This window comes from Nocardiopsis sp. N85 (assembly GCF_028882275.1).
Classification (GTDB): domain Bacteria; phylum Actinomycetota; class Actinomycetes; order Streptosporangiales; family Streptosporangiaceae; genus Nocardiopsis; species Nocardiopsis lambiniae.
Genome location: NZ_JARBUT010000015.1, coordinates 121,594 through 141,392 on the forward strand (window position 1 = coordinate 121,594; position 19,799 = coordinate 141,392).

At 70.7% G+C, this 19,799-nt stretch carries 14 protein-coding genes; 1 reads left to right on the forward strand and 13 read right to left on the reverse strand.

Annotation, left to right across the window (positions count from 1 at the left end; genetic code table 11):
• Positions 1–14 precede the first annotated feature (14 nt).
• The 7 genes from tpiA to uvrC form a co-directional block, all read right to left on the reverse strand.
• Positions 15–794 (reverse strand): triose-phosphate isomerase, encoded by a 780-nt coding sequence (gene tpiA / locus PWG71_RS20355; RefSeq protein WP_274811508.1) that lies wholly within the window; start codon positions 792–794, stop codon positions 15–17.
• 49 nt (positions 795–843) lie between these two features.
• Positions 844–2,028: a phosphoglycerate kinase gene (locus PWG71_RS20360; RefSeq protein ID WP_274811509.1), complete on the reverse strand. Its 1,185-nt coding sequence runs from the start codon at positions 2,026–2,028 to the stop codon at positions 844–846.
• A gap of 145 nt (positions 2,029–2,173) precedes the next feature.
• Positions 2,174–3,178 (reverse strand): type I glyceraldehyde-3-phosphate dehydrogenase, encoded by a 1,005-nt coding sequence (gap, locus tag PWG71_RS20365; protein WP_274811510.1) that lies wholly within the window; start codon positions 3,176–3,178, stop codon positions 2,174–2,176.
• A 328-nt stretch (positions 3,179–3,506) separates the two neighbouring features.
• A complete protein-coding gene (gene whiA, locus PWG71_RS20370) occupies positions 3,507–4,487 on the reverse strand; it encodes a DNA-binding protein WhiA (RefSeq protein ID WP_274811511.1) in 981 nt (326 codons plus the stop codon).
• Between the two features lie 391 nt (positions 4,488–4,878).
• Complete coding sequence (locus PWG71_RS20375) at positions 4,879–5,853, reverse strand: gluconeogenesis factor YvcK family protein (RefSeq protein WP_274811512.1); 975 nt, start codon at positions 5,851–5,853, stop codon at positions 4,879–4,881.
• A 220-nt stretch (positions 5,854–6,073) separates the two neighbouring features.
• Positions 6,074–6,958: an RNase adapter RapZ gene (gene rapZ, locus PWG71_RS20380; RefSeq protein ID WP_274811513.1), complete on the reverse strand. Its 885-nt coding sequence runs from the start codon at positions 6,956–6,958 to the stop codon at positions 6,074–6,076.
• A complete protein-coding gene (gene uvrC / locus PWG71_RS20385; RefSeq protein WP_274811514.1) occupies positions 6,955–9,006 on the reverse strand; it encodes an excinuclease ABC subunit UvrC in 2,052 nt (683 codons plus the stop codon). The genes rapZ and uvrC overlap by 4 nt, the downstream gene beginning before the upstream one ends.
• Positions 9,007–9,251: 245 nt before the next feature.
• Between uvrC and PWG71_RS20390 the strand changes: the two genes are divergently transcribed.
• Entirely contained in the window at positions 9,252–10,352 is a 1,101-nt protein-coding gene (locus PWG71_RS20390; RefSeq protein WP_274811536.1) for a mechanosensitive ion channel family protein, read from the forward strand.
• Between the two features lie 60 nt (positions 10,353–10,412).
• Here the strand turns inward: PWG71_RS20390 and PWG71_RS20395 are convergent, their stop codons facing one another.
• The 6 genes from PWG71_RS20395 to PWG71_RS20420 form a co-directional block, all read right to left on the reverse strand.
• On the reverse strand, positions 10,413–10,811 hold the full coding sequence (locus PWG71_RS20395; protein WP_274811537.1) for a Rieske (2Fe-2S) protein: 399 nt from the start codon (positions 10,809–10,811) through the stop codon (positions 10,413–10,415).
• A 158-nt stretch (positions 10,812–10,969) separates the two neighbouring features.
• The gene (gene uvrA / locus PWG71_RS20400; protein WP_274811515.1) at positions 10,970–13,804 is read right to left on the reverse strand and encodes an excinuclease ABC subunit UvrA; all 2,835 of its coding nucleotides are present in this window, start codon (positions 13,802–13,804) and stop codon (positions 10,970–10,972) included.
• A gap of 691 nt (positions 13,805–14,495) precedes the next feature.
• Positions 14,496–15,518 (reverse strand): TerC family protein, encoded by a 1,023-nt coding sequence (locus PWG71_RS20405; protein WP_274811516.1) that lies wholly within the window; start codon positions 15,516–15,518, stop codon positions 14,496–14,498.
• 380 nt (positions 15,519–15,898) lie between these two features.
• Entirely contained in the window at positions 15,899–16,981 is a 1,083-nt protein-coding gene (locus PWG71_RS20410) for a glycosyltransferase family 4 protein (RefSeq protein ID WP_274811517.1), read from the reverse strand.
• Positions 16,978–18,600 carry a murein biosynthesis integral membrane protein MurJ gene (gene murJ / locus PWG71_RS20415; RefSeq protein ID WP_274811518.1) on the reverse strand — a complete coding sequence of 541 codons (1,623 nt, stop codon included), beginning with the start codon at positions 18,598–18,600 and terminating at the stop codon, positions 16,978–16,980. Before murJ ends, PWG71_RS20410 begins: the two co-directional genes overlap by 4 nt.
• A 10-nt stretch (positions 18,601–18,610) precedes the next feature.
• Positions 18,611–19,369: a hypothetical protein gene (locus PWG71_RS20420; protein WP_274811538.1), complete on the reverse strand. Its 759-nt coding sequence runs from the start codon at positions 19,367–19,369 to the stop codon at positions 18,611–18,613.
• Positions 19,370–19,799 lie beyond the last annotated feature (430 nt).

Genomic DNA, 19,799 nt, shown 5'->3' on the forward strand with positions numbered 1-19,799 from the left:
CCCTCACGGCTTCCTCAGGAACCCTCGCCGTAGCGGATGACCTTGACGAACTCGTCGGCCTTCAGGCATGCGCCGCCCACCAGGGCGCCGTCCACGTCCTTCTCCGCCATGATGCCGGGGGCGTTGTCGCCCTTGACCGAACCGCCGTAGAGCACGCGCACCTTGTCGGCGACGTCGGCCGAGTACAGCTCGGCCAGGCGGGCGCGGATCGCCGAGCACACCTCCTGGGCGTCGGCCGGGGTCGCGACCTCGCCGGTGCCGATGGCCCACACCGGCTCGTAGGCCACCACGATGCGCTCGGCCTGCTCGACCGGGATCTCCTTGAGGGCACCGTCGAGCTGGGACAGCACGTGCTCGACCTGACGGCCGGACTTGCGGACGTCCAGGCCCTCGCCCACGCACAGGAGCGGCACGATGTCGTTCTTGAACGCCGCCTTGATCTTGGCGTTGACCAGGGCGTCGTCCTCGTTGTGGTACTCACGGCGCTCGGAGTGGCCCACCAGGACGTACGCACAGTCGAGCTTGGCCAGCATGGCACCGGAGATCTCGCCGGTGTAGGCGCCCTTGTCGTGGGCGGAGAGGTCCTGGGCGCCGTAGCCGATCCGCAGCTTGTCGCCGTCGACCAGCGTCTGGACGCTGCGGAGGTCGGTGAACGGGGGAAGGACGACCACCTCGGCGGCGTCGTGGTCCTTGTCGTTGAGGGCGAACGCCAGCTTCTGGACGAGCGCGATGGCCTCCAGGTGGTTGTTGTTCATCTTCCAGTTGCCGGCGATGAGCGGCAGACGCTTGGACATATCGGTCACTTCCTTACGAGGTACGAGGGAGCGGGGTCGTGCGAGGGGGTCAACGCAGGGCGTCGATACCGGGCAGGTCCTTGCCCTCCAGGTACTCCAGGCTGGCCCCGCCGCCGGTGGAGATGTGGCCGAACGCCGCCTCGTCGAAGCCGAGGGCGCGCACCGCGGCGGCCGAGTCGCCGCCGCCGACCACGGTGAAGGCGTCGGAGTCGATCAGGGCCTGGGCCAGGGCACGGGTGCCGCCGGCGTAGGGCTCCATCTCGAACACGCCCATGGGCCCGTTCCAGAACACGGTCCGGGTGTCGGCGAGCTTCTCCGCGAACAGGGCACGGCTCTCGGGGCCGATGTCCAGGCCCATCCGGTCGGCGGGGATCGCGGCGGCGTCGACGACGCCGTGGGGGGCGTCGGCGGCGAACTTCTCGGCCGCGACGACGTCCACCGGCAGGACGATCTCCACGCCCTCGCGCTCGGCCCGCTCCAGGTAACCCTTGACGGTGTCGAGCTGGTCGGTCTCCAGCAGGCTGGTCCCGACCTCGTGCCCCTGGGCCTTGAGGAAGGTGAACACCATGCCGCCGCCGATGAGGATGCGGTCGGCGGTGCCCAGGAGGTTGTCGATGACGCCGAGCTTGTCGGAGACCTTGGAGCCGCCCAGGACCACGGCGTAGGGGCGCTGCGGGTCGGTGGTGAGCTTCTTGAGGACCTCGACCTCGGTCAGCACCAGCCCGCCCACGGCGTGCGGGAGCCTTCCGGGCAGGTCGTACACGCTGGCGTGCTTGCGGTGCACGGCGCCGAAAGCGTCACCGACGTACAGGTCGGCGAGCCGCGCGAACCGGTCGGCCAGTTCGCCGCGCTCGGCGTCGCCCTTGGCCGTCTCACCGGGCTCGAAGCGCACGTTCTCCAGCAGCGCGACCTGACCGTCGGTCAGCGCGGCGGAGACCGCGGAGGCGGACTCCCCCGCCGTGTCGGTGGCGAAGGCCACCTCGGTGCCGAGCAGCTCGCCCAGGCGGGCCGCCACCGGGCGCAGGGAGTAACGGGGATCCGGGGCGCCCTTGGGGCGGCCCAGGTGGGCGGCCACGATGACACGGGCACCGCGCCGACGGAGCGCCTCGATGGTGGGCAGGGCCGCGCGGATGCGACCGTCGTCGGTGATCCGGTCACCGTCCAGGGGCACGTTCAGGTCGGCCCGGACGAACACGCGCTTTCCGGAGACGTCGAGGTCCTCGATCGTCCGCATGCTGGTCTCCTCGTGACGAATATCGGGTCTGGCGGCCCCGCGCCGGGGCCGGAAGGGGGCGCGTTCACGACGGCACCCCTCCGCGCGCAGTGCGGGCGGAGGGGTGCCGTCTCACGCGCCGATGGCCGCAGAAGGGCCGGGGCGCCTACAGGCCGGAACCGACCAGCTTGGCCAGGTCGACCAGGCGGTTGGAGTAGCCCCACTCGTTGTCGTACCAGCCGACGATCTTGACCTGCTTGCCGAAGGCCATGGTCAGGCTGGAGTCGAAGGTGCAGGAGGGCGAGGTGCCGACGATGTCGGAGGAGACGATCGCGTCCTCGGTGTAGACCATCACGTCCTTGAGGGGCCCCTCGGCGGCGGCCTTGAACGCGGCGTTGACCTCTTCGGCGGTGACCTCGCGGCCCAGGGTGACGACCAGGTCGGTGACGGAGCCGTCCGGCACCGGAACGCGCATGGCCATGCCGTCCAGCTTGCCCTTGAGCTCGGGGATGACCAGGGCGGTCGCCTTGGCGGCACCGGTGGTGGTCGGGATGATGTTCTGCGCGGCGGCGCGGGCCCGGCGCAGGTCCGAGTGCGGGAAGTCGAGGATGACCTGGTCGTTGGTGTAGGCGTGGACCGTGGTCATCAGGCCCTGCTCGATGCCGAAGGCGTCCAGCAGCACCTTCGCCATCGGCGCCACACAGTTGGTGGTGCAGGAGGCGTTGGAGATGACGTGGTGGGAGTCCGCGTCGTACTTGTCGTCGTTGACGCCCATGACGACGGTGATGTCCTCGCCCTTGGCCGGGGCGGAGATGATGACCTTCTTGGCGCCGGCGGCCAGGTGCTTCTTGGCGTCCTCGGCCTTGGTGAAGCGGCCGGTCGACTCGATGACGACGTCGACGTTCAGGTCGCCCCAGGGCAGCAGCGCCGGGTCGCGCTCGGCGAGGACCTTGATGTTCTTGTCGCCGACGCGGATGTGGCCCTCGCCGACCTCGACGTCACCGGCGAGAGTGCCGAGCACGGTGTCGTACTTGAGCAGGTGCGCGAGTGTCTTGGTGTCGGTGAGGTCGTTGACCGCGACGATTTCGATGTCGCTGCCGCCAGCGGCGACCGCGCGCCAGAAATTGCGGCCGATTCGACCGAAGCCGTTGACGCCTACACGGATGGTCACGGAACCAATCCCCTCATATGTCGCACTTCATTTACACCCGGCTTTGCCGACCGGTTCTCGCCAGGACCGCGGTGTACACCGCACGAACGGTGTGAACAGGTGTTACGCCGCAACGGGTGTTCACAAAGAGCCTAGCGGAGGGCGCGTGGAGATCGGTTGCCGACCCATGCCCACGGCACTCCGAACGGCTCGTGGATTCGCGACCATCCTGACACCGCAAAGCGAAGAGGTCTATACCATTTGCCGAAGTTATCGACGAGTTCCCGCAGTTAACAAAGCCGAACATCGGTGTTACGCCGACACCGGGACGCGGCACGCACCACCCGGGTCAGGGCACCAGCATGTCCGGAGTGAGGTTCGCCTCGGTCCCCTCGATGCCCAGGTCCGCCGCGCGCTTGTCCGCCATGGCCAACAGCCTGCGGATACGCCCCGCGATGGCGTCCTTGGTCAACGGAGGCACCGACAGCTGTCCCAGCTCCTCCAGCGACGCCTGCTTGTGCGCCAACCGCAGCTTGCCCGCCGCCACCAGGTGATCGGGGGCGTCCTCGCCCAGGATCTCCAGGGCCCGCTCCACACGCGCTCCGGCCGCCACCGCCGCCCGAGCACTGCGCCGCAGGTTGGCGTCGTCGAAGTTGGCCAACCGGTTGGCCGTCGCACGCACCTCCCGGCGCATCCGACGCTCCTCCCAGGCCAGAACGCTCTGATGGGCCCCCAGCAGCGTCAACAGCGCACCGATGGAGTCACCGTCGCGCACCACCACCCGGTCCACACCGCGCACCTCGCGCGCCTTGGCGTGCACCTTCAGCCGCCGCGCGGCACCGACCAACGCCAACGCGGCCTCCGGGCCGGGGCAGGTCACCTCCAGCGACATCGAACGCCCCGGCTCGGTCAGCGAACCGTGCGCGATGAACGCGCCCCGCCACGCCGACTCCGAGTCGCACGCGCCCCCGGCCACCACGTGCCGGGGCAGACCGCGCACCGGACGGCCGTTGTTGTCGACCAGACCCGTCTGCCGGGCCAGCGACTCGCCCTCCTTGATCACCCGCACCACGTACCGGTTGCCCTTGCGCAGACCGCTCGGGGAGAGCACGACCACCTCCGACTCGTGCCCGAACACCTCGGAGATGTCCTTGCGCAGCCGGCGGGCCGCCGCACCGGTGTCCAGCTCGGCCTCGATCACGATGCGGCCGCCCACCAGGTGCAGACCACCGGTGAACCGCAGGATGGTGGACACCTCCGCCTTGCGGCAGCATGGCTTGAGAATGGCCAGACGGCTCAATTCATCTTTCACCACGCCGGTCATCGCCATCGCTGCGATCCTCCCCCTTGAAACGACCCGGACCGGCGCCGCGCGCCCGACACCGGTGGTTGTCGCCGCGGCCCCGCCACGAGCGACTTTCTTCGAGGCAGACTACGTTACGAGACGCTCGGTGCCGACCCCCGAACGGCGTGTTGCCGATCCCCCCGCACCGCCGACACCCCGCACCGCGACGTTCGTGCCGGTGTGCGGTCAATTGCCCTCGACCTGCGACGACAGCGACTCCACGGGGCGAGCGCACACCACCTCGGCCCGATCGTGCCCGGTACCGCGTCGAGCACGACGACACCACCGACCCCTCGCGCACCCGGCCGCGGACCCGCTCCACCACGACGCGCGGACACCGGCTCCGGCCCTCGCACCGCACCCGCGCGGGGAACCCTCAGTCGGTCAGGACCGCTTCGAGCGCCGCGGCCAACAACGCGGGATCGTGCCGGGGGCTGCCGTCGCCCATCGCCAGGTCGGCCAACTCCAACCGGCCGCCCAGATCCCGCGCGGCCGCCGCCAACGGCTCGACGTCCTCCACCGCGCCACGGTCGGCCAGCACCACGTCCACGCCCAACTTGGGCGCGTGCTCGCGCAGCACCTCCAGATAGGTCTCCGGCCGGAAGTCGTCGGTCTCCCCCCGCTGCGGGGACAGGTTCAACGCGACCAACCGCCGCGCCCGGGTGGTGACCAGCGCCTGGGCCAGATCCGGCACCAGCAGGTGCGGCAGCACACTCGTGAACCACGACCCCGGCCCGAACACCACCCAGTCCGCCTCGCGCACCGCCTTGACCGCCTGCGGGCCCGCCGGCGGTTCCTCCGGGATCAACGAGATCGACCGCACCCGACCGCCCGTGCTCGCACAGGCCACCTGGCCCCGAACGGTCATCACCTCATCGGGTCTTTCGGGGTCGGCGCCGACCACCTCCGCGGAGATGTCCAACGGCACCGACGACATCGGCAGCACCCGACCGTGCGCCCCCAACAACTGGCCCACCCAGTCCAGCCCGGCCACCGGGTCTCCCAAAAGTTCCCACAGGGCCACGATGAGCAGGTTGCCCACCGCGTGACCGTGCAGATCGCCCTCGGACCGGAACCGGTGCTGGAGCACCTGGCTCCAGGTGTGCCCCCACTCGTCGTCACCGCACAGGGCCGCCAACGCCATCCGCAGGTCCCCCGGTGGCAACACCCCCAGTTCCCGGCGCAACCGCCCACTGGAGCCACCGTCGTCGGCGACGGTGACCACCGCCGTCACATCCGTGGTCACCCGCCGCAGGGCCGACAGGGAGGCGTACAGTCCGTGTCCGCCCCCCAACGCCACCACCCGGGGCCGAGGCGGCCCGTCTCCGTCAGGTGCGGTGCTCTTCGCCATGGTTGTGGCCCGTCCCCTCGTCCCATGTACAGCGGACGTATAGGACCGCACCGCCCCGGGCGGCGGACGCGCCCCACGCCCTCGAACCGTCGGCGCCCCCTCACCCACGGGGATCGGCACAGACGGTGACCGAGTCAATGTAAGGGAAGACGGCCCACTTGGCGATTCGGTTCGCCGCTCCCGCCCCCGACCGGGAGACCCGCCCCGGCAGGGGAAGGGGTCACTCCCGGCCCACGTCCCGGTGGACCACGTGGACCTCCACGCTCTGGGCCCGCAACCGCTCCGCGAACTGTTCGGCCATGGCCACACTGCGGTGCCTGCCGCCCGTGCACCCCACCGCCAGGGTCATGTAGTGCTTGCCCTCGCGCTGATACCCCTCGATGGTGAGCCGCAGGACCTCCGCGTAGGCCTCCAACATCTCCTTGGCCCCGTCCTGGGACAGGACGTAATCGCGCACCGGCTCATCACGCCCGCTCATCGGACGCAGCTCGGGGATCCAGTGCGGGTTGGGCAGGAACCGGCAGTCCAACACCAGGTCGGCGTCCACCGGCAGACCGTGCTTGAACCCGAAGGAGACCACGTTGGCGCGCGGCCGCGCCTCGTCGCTCTCCCCGAAGAAACCGATCACCCGCGCCTTGAGCTGGTGCACGTTGAGCTGGGAGGTGTCGATGACCAGATCGGCCTCGCCCCGGATGGCGCGCAGGGTCTCGCGCTCCCGGGCGATCCCGTCGGTCACCCGACCGTCGCCCTGCAACGGGTGCGGTCTGCGCACCCCCTCGAACCGGCGCACCAACGCGTCGTCGCCCGCCTCCAGGTACAGCACCCGGGCGGTGATGTCGCGCTTGCGCAGCTCCTCCACCGTGGACAACAGGTCCTCGGTGAACGCCAACGACCGCACGTCCACGACCACCGCGACCCGCGGCACCGCGCCGTGCGTGCGCCCCGCCAGCTCGATCATCGTCGGCACCAGTCCGGGCGGCAGATTGTCCACCACGAACCAGTCCAGGTCCTCCAAGGCCCTGGCCGCCGTACTCCGACCCGCACCGGACATACCGGTGACGATGACCACCTCGGGCGGCAATTCCCCGCCCAGTTCGACCGTCATGTGTCTCCTCCCCCGTCGATGGTGTTCGCTACTGGTGCCCCGTCGATCTCCCGTCCCCCTCCGGCGGGGCCCCCGGACAGGTGCGCGTGCACGGCGTCGGCCAGCTTGGGACCGATCCCGGGGACCGCCGCGATCTCCTCGACCGTGGCGCCCGCCAACCGCTTCACCGAACCGAACTCCTTGATCAGTGCGGACCTGCGGGTCGGCCCCAGGCCGGGCAGCTCGTCCAGGGCGCTGCCCGTGAGCGCCTTGGCGCGCTTGTGCCGGTGGTAGGCGATGGCGAAGCGGTGCGCCTCGTCGCGCACCCGCTGCAACAGGTACAGACCCTCGCTCGTGCGCGGCAGGATGACCGGGTCCTCGTCATCGGGCGACCACACCTCCTCCAGGCGCTTGGCCAGGCCGTACACGGCGATGTCGTCGATGCCCAGCTCGTCCAGGGCGCGTCGCGCGGCCTGCGCCTGGGGACGCGCCCCGTCCACCACCACCAGGTTAGGGGGATAGGCGAACCTCCCGGGTTTCGGCTCGTCGTCGATCCGGTGACCGTCCCGTTCCACGGAGGCGTCGCCCGCCACTCCCCTACCGGTGCCCTCACCGCTGCGCGAACTCTCCTCCAGGTACCGCCGGAACCGGCGCCGGACCACCTCGTACATGGCCGCGACGTCGTCCTGCCCGGCCCCGCCCTCACCGCTGCCGCGCACCGAGAAACGCCGGTACTCGGACTTGCGGGCCAGCCCGTCCTCGAATACCACCATGGACGCCACCACGTGCTCGCCCTGGAGGTTGGAGATGTCGAAGCACTCGATGCGCAGCGGCGCCTCCGACAGGTCCAAGGCCTCCTGGAGCTCGTTGAGAGCCCGGCTGCGGGTGCTCAGGTCCCCGGCCCGGTGGGTCTTGTGCCGGGCCAGCGCCTCCCGGGCGTTCTTCTCGACCGTCTCCATCAGCGACCGCTTGTCGCCCCGTTGCGGCACCCGCAGGTCCACACCCGCGCCCCGGCGCTCGGACAGCCACCGCTCGACCGCCCCGGAGTCGGCTGGCTCGTGGGAGACCAGCACCTCGCGGGGCACCGCCCCACCGGTACCCGCGCCCTGATCGGCACTCTCCTCGGCGCCCTCCGCCGACCCGTAGAGCTGCCCCAGGAACGTCGCCATGAGCTCCTCGGGGCCCGCGTCGTCGACCCTGTCCACCACGTACCCGCGCTGTCCGCGGATACGACCGCCGCGCACGTGGAAGATCTGCACGGCCGCCTCCAACCGGTCGTCGGCCAGGGCGATCACGTCACAGTCGGTGGAATCGGGCAGCACGACCGCCTGCTTCTCCAACGCGGCGCGCAGGGCCTCGATGTCGTCGCGCAGACGGGCCGCCCGCTCGTACTCCATCTCCGCCGCCGCCTCCTTCATCCGCGCCTCCAGGCGGCGGATGAAGCGTCCGGTGTCCCCGGCCAGGAAGGCGCAGAAGTCGTCGGCCAGAGAGCGGTGGCCCTCCGGGGAGATCTCGCCGGTGCAGGGCGCCGAGCATTTGCCGATGTACCCCAGCAGGCAGGGACGGCCGCTGTTGCGGGCGCTGCGGAACACCCCCGCCGTACAGGTCCGCACCGGGAAGACGCGCAACAACAGGTCGACGGTCTCGCGGATCGCCCAGGCGTGCGAGTAGGGGCCGAAGTAGCGCACCCCCTTGCGCTTGGCGCCCCGCATCACCTGCACGCGCGGGAACTCCTCGTTGAGGGTCACCGCCAGGTAGGGGTAGCTCTTGTCGTCGCGGTACTTGACGTTGAACCGCGGGTCGTACTCCTTGATCCAGGAGTACTCCAGCTGGAGCGCCTCCACCTCGGTGCCCACGATCGTCCAGTCCACGTCGGCCGCGGTGGAGACCATCTGCTGGGTGCGCGGGTGCAGGCCCGCGAAGTCGCGGAAGTACGACGACAACCGGGACCGCAGGTTCTTGGCCTTGCCCACGTAGATGACCCGCCGGTCCCCGTCGCGGAACCGGTAGACCCCGGGAGAGGTCGGGATGGAACCGGGCGCGGGACGCAGGTGAGGTGTCGCAGGCATGCACCCATTGTGGTGCGTCCCGACGACATCCGGCCACTCACGCCCCGCAGGGCCCGAACGACCTGCGAGGACCCCGTCACATTCACCACGATCAGGTCGCCCGAACGTCACGATCGGGTATCCGCATGCTCTAAGTTGGGCGGGTATCACGACCCTTCCCGACATGAACGACAAGGGGGTCTCGGATCGTGGACCTCGACGAGTACTGGGCCTGGATCGCCGTGGGCATCGCCGTGGTGGTCTCGATGGCGTTGGTGTTCGCGGCGCGCTGGGTGCTCAAGCACAAACTCGCCAAGGTATGGCGGACCGCCGAGTTCGTCGTGGCCCGCACCGCGTACTCGGGTTACGCGGCCGGCGCCGTGGTCGGGGCGAACCTGGCCCTGCCCAGCCCCGCGGACGTGGGGTGGAGCACCTACGGCAACATCCGGCACGCGATGGTCATCCTGATGATCGCGTCGCTGACGGCGCTGGGCATCAGCCTGGCCTACGCGGTCACCGACCTCATCCTGGCCCGGCTGTCCCTGTCCAACGGCGACGCCGACCGCAAGGCCCGCCGGTTGCAGACCCAGGTGCGCCTGCTGCGCCGGGTCATCACCTCGGTCATCGTGGTGCTGGCGGTCTCCTCCATCCTCTTCACCTTCCCCCAGGTCCAGGCGCTGGGCGCCGGGCTGCTGGCCTCCGCCGGCATCATCGGCATCGTCGCCGGTGTGGCCGCCCAGTCCACGCTGGGCAACCTGTTCGCCGGCCTGCAACTGGCGTTCAGCGACGCCCTGCGCCTCGGCGACGTGGTCGTCGTCGAGGGCGAATGGGGCCGGATCGAGGAGCTCAGCCTGGTCAACGTGACCATCAAGATCTGGGACGAGCGCCGCCTGGTGGTGCCGGTCGCCAACTTCACCACGACCAGCTTCGAGAACTGGACCAAGCAGGGCACGGCCATCACCGCCAAGGTGATGATGCCGCTGGACTGGGAGGTCCCCATCGCCGAACTCCGCGAGGAGGCCGGTCGTCTCATCACCTCCAGCGATCACTGGGACGGGCGCAGCTGGTCCTGCCAGGTCGTGGACATCACCGAGAACGGCGAGGTGATGGTGCGCATCGTGGCGACCGCCGCCGACACCGGCGCCCAGTGGAACATCTCCTGTGAGATCCGCGAGCACCTCATCGGCTGGCTCGTGGCGCACTACCCGCAGTCGCTGCCGCGCAACCGCACCGAGGTGATCTCCGAGGACGAGCTGGGCGCCGCCCACCTGGGCCGGTTCGCCGTGGTCTCCTCGCGCGAGCGCGGGTCCCGCAACGGGGTCACGAGAACGGACCGCGAAACGGACCGCGAATCCGAAGAGGGCTGACCGGTACGCGCGGGCGCCCCGGGGCGGTGCTGCTCCCGGGGCGCCCGCGCGTCATCGGGGTCAGTCCAGGATGATGTCGGTGCCGTCGATGGTGAGTTCGAACTCCTCCAAGGCCTCCTGGGCGGGGCCGACCACGACCTCACCCGTGGTGTAGTCGAACTCGCTGCCGTGACACAGGCAGCGGATGACGCCGTCCTCCACCTCCTGGACGGTGCAGCCACCGTGGGTGCAGGAGGCGGCGAAGGCCCGGTACTCCCCGGCCTCCGGCTGGGTGACGACCAGTTTGCTGTGGCTGAACACCGTGCCGCCGCCCTCGGGCACATCGGTGGTGCTCCCGATGACATGTCCCCGTCGGACGTCCTGCGGCTTGGGCGGCTCGCCTCCGCAGGCGCTCACCGCGGTGACGGTGCCCACGGCGGCGACCGCCCCGGCCGTCCCGAGCAGACCCCTCCTGCTCACCCCGCACCCGCACGTCTTCTCGACCGCCACGACGAAACGCTCCTCACCTGCGCGGAAATATCACTACACAATGTAGTAGAGCAGGTGGTGTGCCCTGTTCCGGGGCGACCGAAGGCCCGCCCCCGCGCAGGGGACGGGCCGTACGCGCGGACCGCGACTCAGAGCATCTTGGCCAGGAACCGCCCGGTGTAGGACTCGGCGACCGCCGCGACCTCCTCCGGGGTGCCCTCGGCCACCACCATGCCACCGCCGGAACCGCCCTCGGGTCCCATGTCGATGATGTGGTCGGCGGTCTTGATCACGTCCAGGTTGTGCTCGATGACGATCACCGTGTTCCCGGAGTCGGCCAACCGGTCGAGCACCCCCAGCAGCTTGCGGATGTCCTCGAAGTGCAGACCCGTGGTCGGCTCGTCCAGCACGTACACCGTGCGGCCGGTGGACCGGCGCTGCAACTCCGCGGCGAGCTTGACCCGCTGGGCCTCACCGCCCGACAGCGTCGTGGCGGGCTGCCCCAGGCGCACGTACCCCAGACCCACGTCGGTGAGGGTCTGGAGGTGCCGACGGATCGCGTTGACCGGCTCGAAGAACTCCAACGCCTCCGAGATCGGCATGTCCAGCACCTCGGCGATGTTCTTGCCCTTGTACTTGACCTGGAGGGTCTCCCGGTTGTACCGGGCGCCGTGGCACACCTCGCACGGCACGTACACGTCCGGCAGGAACTGCATCTCGATCTTGAGCGTGCCGTCACCGGAGCAGGCCTCGCAGCGCCCGCCCTTGACGTTGAACGAGAACCGGCCCGGCTGGTAGCCGCGCGTCTTGGCGTCGGTGGTCTGCGCGAACAGCTTGCGGACGTGGTCGAACACACCCGAGTAGGTGGCCGGGTTGGAACGCGGGGTGCGCCCGATCGGGCTCTGGTCGACGTGCACGACCTTGTCGACCTTGTTCAGGCCGTTGACCCGCAGGTGCCGGCCCGGCACGTCGCGCGCCCCGTTGAGCTCCTTGGCCAGCGCCTTGTACAGGATCTCGTTGACCAGCGTGGACTTGCCCGAGCCGGACACCCCGGTGACGGCGGTGAACACCCCCAGCGGGAAGGTCACGTCGACGTTGTGCAGGTTGTTCTCACGGGCGCCCTTGACGACCAGCTCGTGCCCCCTGGTCAGGGGGCGGCGCACCGTCGGCAGGTCGATGGAGCGCCGACCGGACAGGTAGTCGCCCGTGAGCGAGTCCGCGCTGGTGAGCAGTTCGTCGACGATGCCCGACACCACGACGTGACCGCCGTGCTCGCCTGCCCCGGGGCCGATGTCCACCACCCAGTCGGCGGCGCGGATGGTGTCCTCGTCGTGCTCCACGACGATGAGCGTGTTGCCGATGTCGCGCAACCGCTGAAGGGTCTCCAGCAGGCGGGCGTTGTCACGCTGGTGCAACCCGATGGAGGGCTCGTCCAGCACGTAGAGCACCCCCACCAGCCCCGAACCGATCTGGGTGGCCAGACGGATCCGCTGGGCCTCACCACCCGAGAGCGAGCCCGAGGACCGGGCCAGGGTGAGGTAGTCCAGGCCCACGTCGAGCAGGAACCCCAACCGGGCGTTGATCTCCTTGAGGACCTGGGCGGCGATCACCATGTCGCGGTCCGACAGCCGCAGGTCGGCCAGGAACCGGGCGCTGTCGGCCAGCGACATCGACGCCACCTCGGCGATGGACCTGCCGCCGATGGTCACCGCGAGCACCACCGGCTTGAGCCGGGTCCCCTCGCAGGTGGGGCAGGGCACCGTGCGCATGTACCCTTCGAGCCGTTCACGACCGTAGTCGCTCTCGGTCTCGGTGTAGCGGCGCTTGACCCAGGGGATGACGCCCTCGAAGTCGGTGTAGTAGGACCGCTCGCGGTTGTACTTGGTGCGGTAGCTGACGTGGACCTGGGTCTCGTGCCCCTCCAGGATCGCCTTGCGGGCGCGCTTGGACAGCTTCTCCCACGGGGTGTCCAGGTCGAACCCGATCGCCTCGCCCAGGGCGACCAGCAAACGCTCCCAGTACCCGCCGTTCTGCCCGCCCGACCAGGGGGCGAGGGCACCCTCGGCCAGGGTCTTGGCCGGGTCCGGGACGATCAGCTCGGCGTCGACCTCCATCCGGGTGCCCAGGCCCGAGCATTCGGGGCAGGCGCCGTAGGGGGCGTTGAAGGAGAAGGAACGCGGCTCCAGCTGCTCGAACGACAGGTCGTCGTAGGGGCAGTACAGGTGCTCGGAGAACACCTTCTCGCGTTCGGCGTCGTCCTCGGCCAGGTCGACGAAATCCAGCACGATGGTGCCGCCGGCCAGCTTCAGCGCGGTCTCCACCGAGTCGGTCAGCCGACCCCGCGAGGACTCCTTGACACTGAGCCGGTCCACGATCACCGAGATGTCGTGCTTGTCGTAGCGCCCCAGCTTGGGCGCCTCGTCCAGGCGCACCGCGGCGCCGTCCACGACGGCACGGGTGTACCCCTTGGACTGGAGGTCCTTGAAGAGTTCGACGTACTCGCCCTTACGGCCGCGCACGACCGGGGCCAACACCTGGAACCGGGCGCCCTCGGTCATCTCCAGGACCCGGTCCACGATCTGCTGCGGACTCTGCCGGGAGATCTCCCGACGGCACTCGGGACAGTGCGGGACCCCGACACGGGCCCACAGCAGACGCAGGTAGTCGTACACCTCGGTGATGGTGCCGACCGTGGACCGCGGGTTGCGGCTGGTGGACTTCTGGTCGATCGACACCGCCGGGGACAGCCCCTCGATGAAGTCGACGTCGGGCTTGTCCATCTGACCCAGGAACTGACGCGCGTACGCCGACAACGACTCCACGTAGCGACGCTGGCCCTCGGCGAAGATCGTGTCGAAGGCGAGCGAGGACTTGCCCGAACCGGACAGGCCGGTGAACACGATCATGGCGTCGCGTGGCAGATCCAGCGACACGTCCTTGAGATTGTGCTCCCGGGCGCCCCGGACTACCAGTTGTTCGACCATCGAGTGAGACATCCTTCGGCTGTGGCGCACAGGACGTCGGCCTCGGCGCGGACGCCGGCCGGCCCGTGTGTGGTTCGTGGTGCGGCGATCGAGCCCCCCGGACGACCGCCCCGGCCCCGGATCCGGGCCGCTGAAGGGGGTGGGGGGAAGGACGCGGGTCCTCCCCGTCCGTCAAGACTAACGACCACCGGTGACGGTTTCTTCCGCAACGGAGAAGTGCCGCGCCTTCGCACTTCGGCGCCGGCACCCGACCCTGTCGAGAGGCGGGAGAACAGCGGGGTTCTCTCGCGCGGGTCGAGGTTTCGCATCTTCGGAGGGGCTCCTCCTCTGTTCGTGTGGGAGCGGACGGGCGAGCGGACATCGGGCCCGGCCCGGTGTGCGAGCACGCGGGAACGGGTGGATCTCGGCGTCGCCGCCGACACCCCGTGCCGACGCGCCGCCTCGACCGGCGACCCGGCCTTCCAGCCGGACGGCGCGGATCCGTTCGTCCACCGGCACCCGCCGTGACGGCTTCCGCCGTCCGCTCACCCGGCCGTCCCCCCTCGGATCCGACCCCGAGGGTTCGGCTCACTCCGACCCACTATAGACGAACGGATGTTCGATATCAGGGTTTTCGGGGTGCCCGGACGAGAAAACCGGGGGCGGCCCCGACGTGCGGGACCGCCCCCGGACGGGAGCGCCTCGATCGACCTCAGGACCGGTCCCGGGCGGTGTCCCGATCCCCCTCGTCGATCTCGGGGGCGTTGCGCTTGTCGGCGGCGGACTTGACCAGGCTGCCGATGACGGTGATCGCCATGACGCCGATGATCACGGTCAGGGACAGGGCGATGCCGATCTCCGGCACGTGCACACCGTTCTCGTGGAGCGCGTGCAGGATCATCTTGACGCCGATGAACACCATGATCGCCGACAGGCCCCAGCCGATGTAGGCCAACCGGTCCATCAGACCCGCCAGCAGGAAGTACAGCTGACGCAGACCCAGCAGGGCGAACGCGTTGGCGGTGAAGACGATGTAGGCGTCCTGGGTCAGACCGAAGATCGCCGGGATCGAGTCGACCGCGAAGACCAGGTCGATGACACCGATCGCCAGGATGACCAGCAGCATCGGCGTGAGGTGCCGCCGGCCGTCCAGCTTCACCGTCAGGCGCGAACCGTGGTAGTCGTCGGTGACCGGCCAGAACCGCTTGACCAGACGCACCACCGGGGTCTGGGTGAAGTCCTTCTGCTCCTCATCGCCCTTCATGTGGTCACGGACGATCTTGTAACCGGTGTAGATGAGGAAGGCGCCGAACAGGTAGAAGACCTCGCTCCAGGCGTTGATGACCTGGGCGCCGAGGACGATGAAGATCCCGCGCATGATCAGCGCGATGACGATGCCGACGAGCAGGACCTCGTGCTGGTACTTCTTGGGGACCGCGAACGAGCCCATCAGGAGGTAGAACACGAAGAGGTTGTCGATGCTCAGGCTCTTCTCGGTGACGAACCCCGCGAAGTACTCGGCACCGGCCGTCGCACCGCCGAAATACCACAGGCCGAAGCCGAAGAGGATGGCGATGCCGATGTAGAAGGCGGCCCACCAGGCGGCCTGTTTGACCCCGAACTCCTGGGGCCCCTTCTTCTTGCTCCAGGGATGGTCGACGATCGCCAGGTCGATGATCAGGATGACGATCATCGCGCCGATCGTGGCGGCCCACACCCACAGGGGGACGTTCACTGTCGTTCTCTCCTCCGGTCAGTGCGCGCGAGCTGTTTGCACGCACGTCGAACTGCCGGAGGTCTCTCCCGCTCGTCTTCCATGGAAGACGAACCGACGGAACCGGGAACACGCCGTTGTGCTCCGTGTTGACGGCACCGCCGCGACAGGGATACTCCCCTCACATGACAACCAAGGATAGCCGGTCGCACCACGCGACGGCGCACGCCCGGCCCGTCACCACGATGCCACATCCGCCCTCTCCACAGAAGTGGCGCCGAGGATGAAGTCGAACGCCCCCGAGGACACATCGACCGACCCTTCGGGACATCCGACGACAGGCCCGACCCGGACCCGGAGCGACAAGGCGGACACCGCCCCGCGCGCACCCCGGCCCCCACTCACCACCAGGCCACCGACTTGTACACGTCGCACGCCGCCGCCACCGCGTCCTCCTCCGTGGGCAACGCCCGCGACGCCGCCCGCGAACGCTCCCGAAGGTCCCGGGCGAGCAACGGATCGTCCAGCACCCGGCCCACCGCCGCCGCGAACGCCTCCGGATCCCCCGGCGGCACCATGAGCACCGTCCCCGTGTACAGATCGGGGATACCGCCCACCCGGGTGGCCACCACCGGCAGTCCCGCCCGCAACGCCTCCATGATCACCAACGACGGTCCCTCCCACTGGCTCGTCAGACAGAAGACGTCCGCCGCCGCCAACAGGTCCGCCACATCCGTGCGATGCCCCAACATCCGCACATCGGCCGACAACTCCGCGGCCGTGTCGTGCAGACTCCCCCACAACGGGCCGTCCCCAGCGATCGCGATGGCCGGCTCCGGGCTCCGATCGGCGATCGCGGGGGCCGCCGCCAACAACATGTCCAGCCCCTTCTGCTCCGCCAACCGCGCGATGGTCAACAACAGCGGACGCTCCGACGACACCGCCAGGTCCGACCGGGTCGCCTCCCGCCCGTTGAGCGGCTCCCCCGTGTCGGGGGCCGCCACCACCGCCGGGCGGGCGTCACGCGCCCCCGCCCGCTCCAACCGCCGCACCAGGTCCCCCGACACCCCCAGCACCACGTCGGCGCGCAACGCCACGATCCGTTCCAGCACCGGGTACGCGGCGACCATCGGCCCCCCCACCACGGGCGGGGCGTTGTGCGCCGTCACCACCAGGGGGCGCGCCCCGGCCAACGCGCACAGCGCACCGGCCCGCATCCCGTGGGCGTGCACGACGTCGGCGCCCTTGAGCACCGAACGCAGCCGCAGCACCGTCGCCGGATCCGACACCGAGGGGGCCGCACCGATCCCCACCGACGCGAACCGCATGCCCGCGTCGGTGAAGGCGAACTCACGGTCGGCCGCGGCCGGACCGACCACCGCCACCCGATACCCCTGCCGGAGCAATCCCTCCCCCAGGGACCGCACATGCCGCCCGGCCCCACCGGTACTGGTCCCCAACACCAACGCGATCCTGCCGTTCACCGGTTCCCCCTCCTGCGTTCGATCACGCCCCGGACCCGATCCACCACCGACCGCACCGCCGACCGGTCCACCACCGCGGCCACCAGCGTGAACACCGTCACCGCCACCGCACCCGACACCAGGGCCGCCCCCACCGAGGACCACACCCCGCCGCCCTCCAACGCGTCGGCCACCGGCCGACCCGCCGCCCATCCCAGCACACCGCCCACCACGACCGCCGTCACCGACCGGCCCGCCCCGGACAGCGCCGCCGCACCGTGCACCCGCCCCACGGCCACCGCCGACACCACCGCGGCCAACGTCAACCCGGCCGTCGTCGACCAGCCCAACGCGGCGATCGTCCACCCCGCGGGTACCACCGCGACCGACGCCACCGCACAACCCATCACCACCAGCCAACCCGCGACCTGCGCGGCGGCCGCCGGCCGACCGTGATGGGAGGCGTACAACGCCCGACTGAACAACGCCACCAGACCGAACCCCACCACACCCGGAGCGTAGGCCACCAGCGCCCGCTCCAACGCCTGCGGATCGTGCCGGGCGAACACCGCCGCCACCGGACCCGCCGCCACGGCCAGAGCCGTACCCGCTCCCGCCGTGATCACCGCGCAGGCCCGCGCCGCCCCCGAGACCAAGGCCGCGTACCCGTCCCGGTCCCGGTCGACGTGCGCCACCGCCAACGCCGTGAACGCGCTGGTGGCGATCGGCACCGCGATCACCCCGTACGGCAGGGTGAACAACGCCCAGGCGTAGGAGTACAGCACCGCCGCGCCCGCGCCCCCGCCCCGGTTGGCCAACGCCACCGACAACAACAGACACACCTGCATCGCCACCAACGGCAGCAGGGACGCCGCCGCCAGAGAGCGCACCCGCGCCCCCACCCCCGGCGGGAACCTCAGCCTCAAACGCCACCGCAACCGCAACCGGGCCGCCGGCCCCAGGACCGTCAGGAACAGGGCGACGACCCCGGCCGTGGCCCCCAGCGACAACACCAGCTCGGCGACCGTCGGCAGGCCCGCCAGATCGTCCCGATGCGCCCCGCCCACCGGGACGAACACCAGGTAGGAGCAGATCACCACCAGACTCGACACCAACGGAGCCAGCGCCGGCGACAGGAACCGCCGATGCGCCTGGAGAACGCCGTACAGCACCGCCGCCAACCCGTAGAACACCACCTGGGGGGCGAAGACCAGCAACATCCGCACCGACACCGCCGCCAGGGCCACCGGGTCGCACCCCGCGCCCGCCCCCAACATGAGCGCCATCGCGTAGGGGGCGACCGCGGAGATGACCACCGCCAACGGCACCGACGCCACCAGTACCCAGGTGAGCAGCGCCGAGGCGGTGTGCTCCACCTGCTCCCGGTCCCCCCGGCCGGCCGCCGCCGCCAACACCGGGACCACCACGGCCGTCAGCGCCCCACCGATGACGATCTCGAACAGCACGGCCGGCAACTGGTTGGCGGTGACATAGGCCGTGCCCAGGCAGGTGTCGCCCACCGTCTGGGAGAACACCACCGTGCGCCCGAACCCGGCCAGACGGGCACCGACGGTGACCACCGCGATGAGCAGCGCCGCCCTGCCGACCCCCCGCGTCACCCCGGCGGCGACGCGGGACACCCCGGTCCCCTCACGCGCACCGCCCCCACCGGTCCAGGGCCCGCAGCGGCGGCACCCGGTCGATGACCCGGGAGAAACTCGTGACCTCGCTGGCCAGGGTCAGGGCGACCACCCCGCCCAGCAGGGCCAGCCGCACCGGGCGGGACGCGCGGGCGACCGCGGCCACCCCCAGCGCCGCACCCAGGGCGTTGGCACCCGCGTCGCCCAGCATGGACCGTTCGGCCAGGTCGTCGGAGAGCAACGCGGCACAGGCGCCGACGGTGGGGGCGACCAACGGCGCCGCCGGGGAGGCCAACCCGGGCAGGGCGGCGAGCAGACCGAACTTGACGGCGCGGCCCGGACGCAGATCGAACAGGTTCACCAGATTGGCACCGGCGGCGATCAGCGCCCCGTCCACCAGGGTGTCCCAGGGGCCGCGCCGCAACAGGGCGGCGGCGGCCAGGCCGGTGACGCCGATGCCCACCATCTTGACCGCGCCGGTCGTCACCCGGCCCCGGGCCAGAGCACCCAGATGACCCCGCAGACCGCGCGCGTCGGCCGACCCGGCCAGGTCGTCGTAGGCGCCGAAACCGGCGGCCCCCGCGGCCGCCAACGCCGACGCCGCCCGCACCCGGGGATCGAGCCCGGGAGTGAGCAGGCTCGCCGCGCACACCCCCGACGCCAACGCCGGCCCCTCCTGGAGGGTGACCCGACGTCCCCGGAAGTTGGTGCGCCACCACGTCCCCGCCCGCGACGGCCCTGCGACCGAGGTTCCCGTGCCCCCGGGCACGGCACCGGTCTCATGGACCAAGACCCGATCAGCTCCGGACGAACCGTCGGCGCGGGCCACGGCACCACCGTCGAAGGCCCGGGGCCGGACACCGGTCCCGGCCGAGCGGGTTCCCCCGGCACCGCCCGGAACGATCCACACCACGGGGGGCACGGCATCCGGAGCCGCCCCCGCGGCACCGGACGGACCACCGATCGGTGCCGTGGAACCGACGGCGTCCGCGTCCGGCCCTCGACGCCCGTCCCGGGACGGACCCCCGGCACCGGCCGGCGGCGCGACGCCCAAGGCCGCCGCATCACCGGGCGCGAAGGGCTCGGCGATCACACGCGCACCGGATCGCGCACAGGGCCGGGAGGCCGGGACACGGACGGGCTCGACATCAGGGGTGGCCCGGGTGAGCAGCGCGTAGGCGGCACGCGCCGCCACCGCC

Bases quoted from the DNA above. Each gene is read 5' to 3' on its own strand.
- uvrA (WP_274811515.1), bottom strand. From the start codon at position 13,804: ATGGTCGAACAACTGGTAGTCCGGGGCGCCCGGGAGCACAATCTCAAG.
- PWG71_RS20390 (WP_274811536.1), top strand. From the start codon at position 9,252: ATGGCGTTGGTGTTCGCGGCGCGCTGGGTGCTCAAGCACAAACTCGCC.
- tpiA (WP_274811508.1), bottom strand. From the start codon at position 794: ATGTCCAAGCGTCTGCCGCTCATCGCCGGCAACTGGAAGATGAACAAC.
- PWG71_RS20360 (WP_274811509.1), bottom strand. From the start codon at position 2,028: ATGCGGACGATCGAGGACCTCGACGTCTCCGGAAAGCGCGTGTTCGTC.
- whiA (WP_274811511.1), bottom strand. From the start codon at position 4,487: ATGGCGATGACCGGCGTGGTGAAAGATGAATTGAGCCGTCTGGCCATT.
- rapZ (WP_274811513.1), bottom strand. From the start codon at position 6,958: ATGACGGTCGAACTGGGCGGGGAATTGCCGCCCGAGGTGGTCATCGTC.
- PWG71_RS20375 (WP_274811512.1), bottom strand. From the start codon at position 5,853: ATGGCGAAGAGCACCGCACCTGACGGAGACGGGCCGCCTCGGCCCCGG.
- uvrC (WP_274811514.1), bottom strand. From the start codon at position 9,006: ATGCCTGCGACACCTCACCTGCGTCCCGCGCCCGGTTCCATCCCGACC.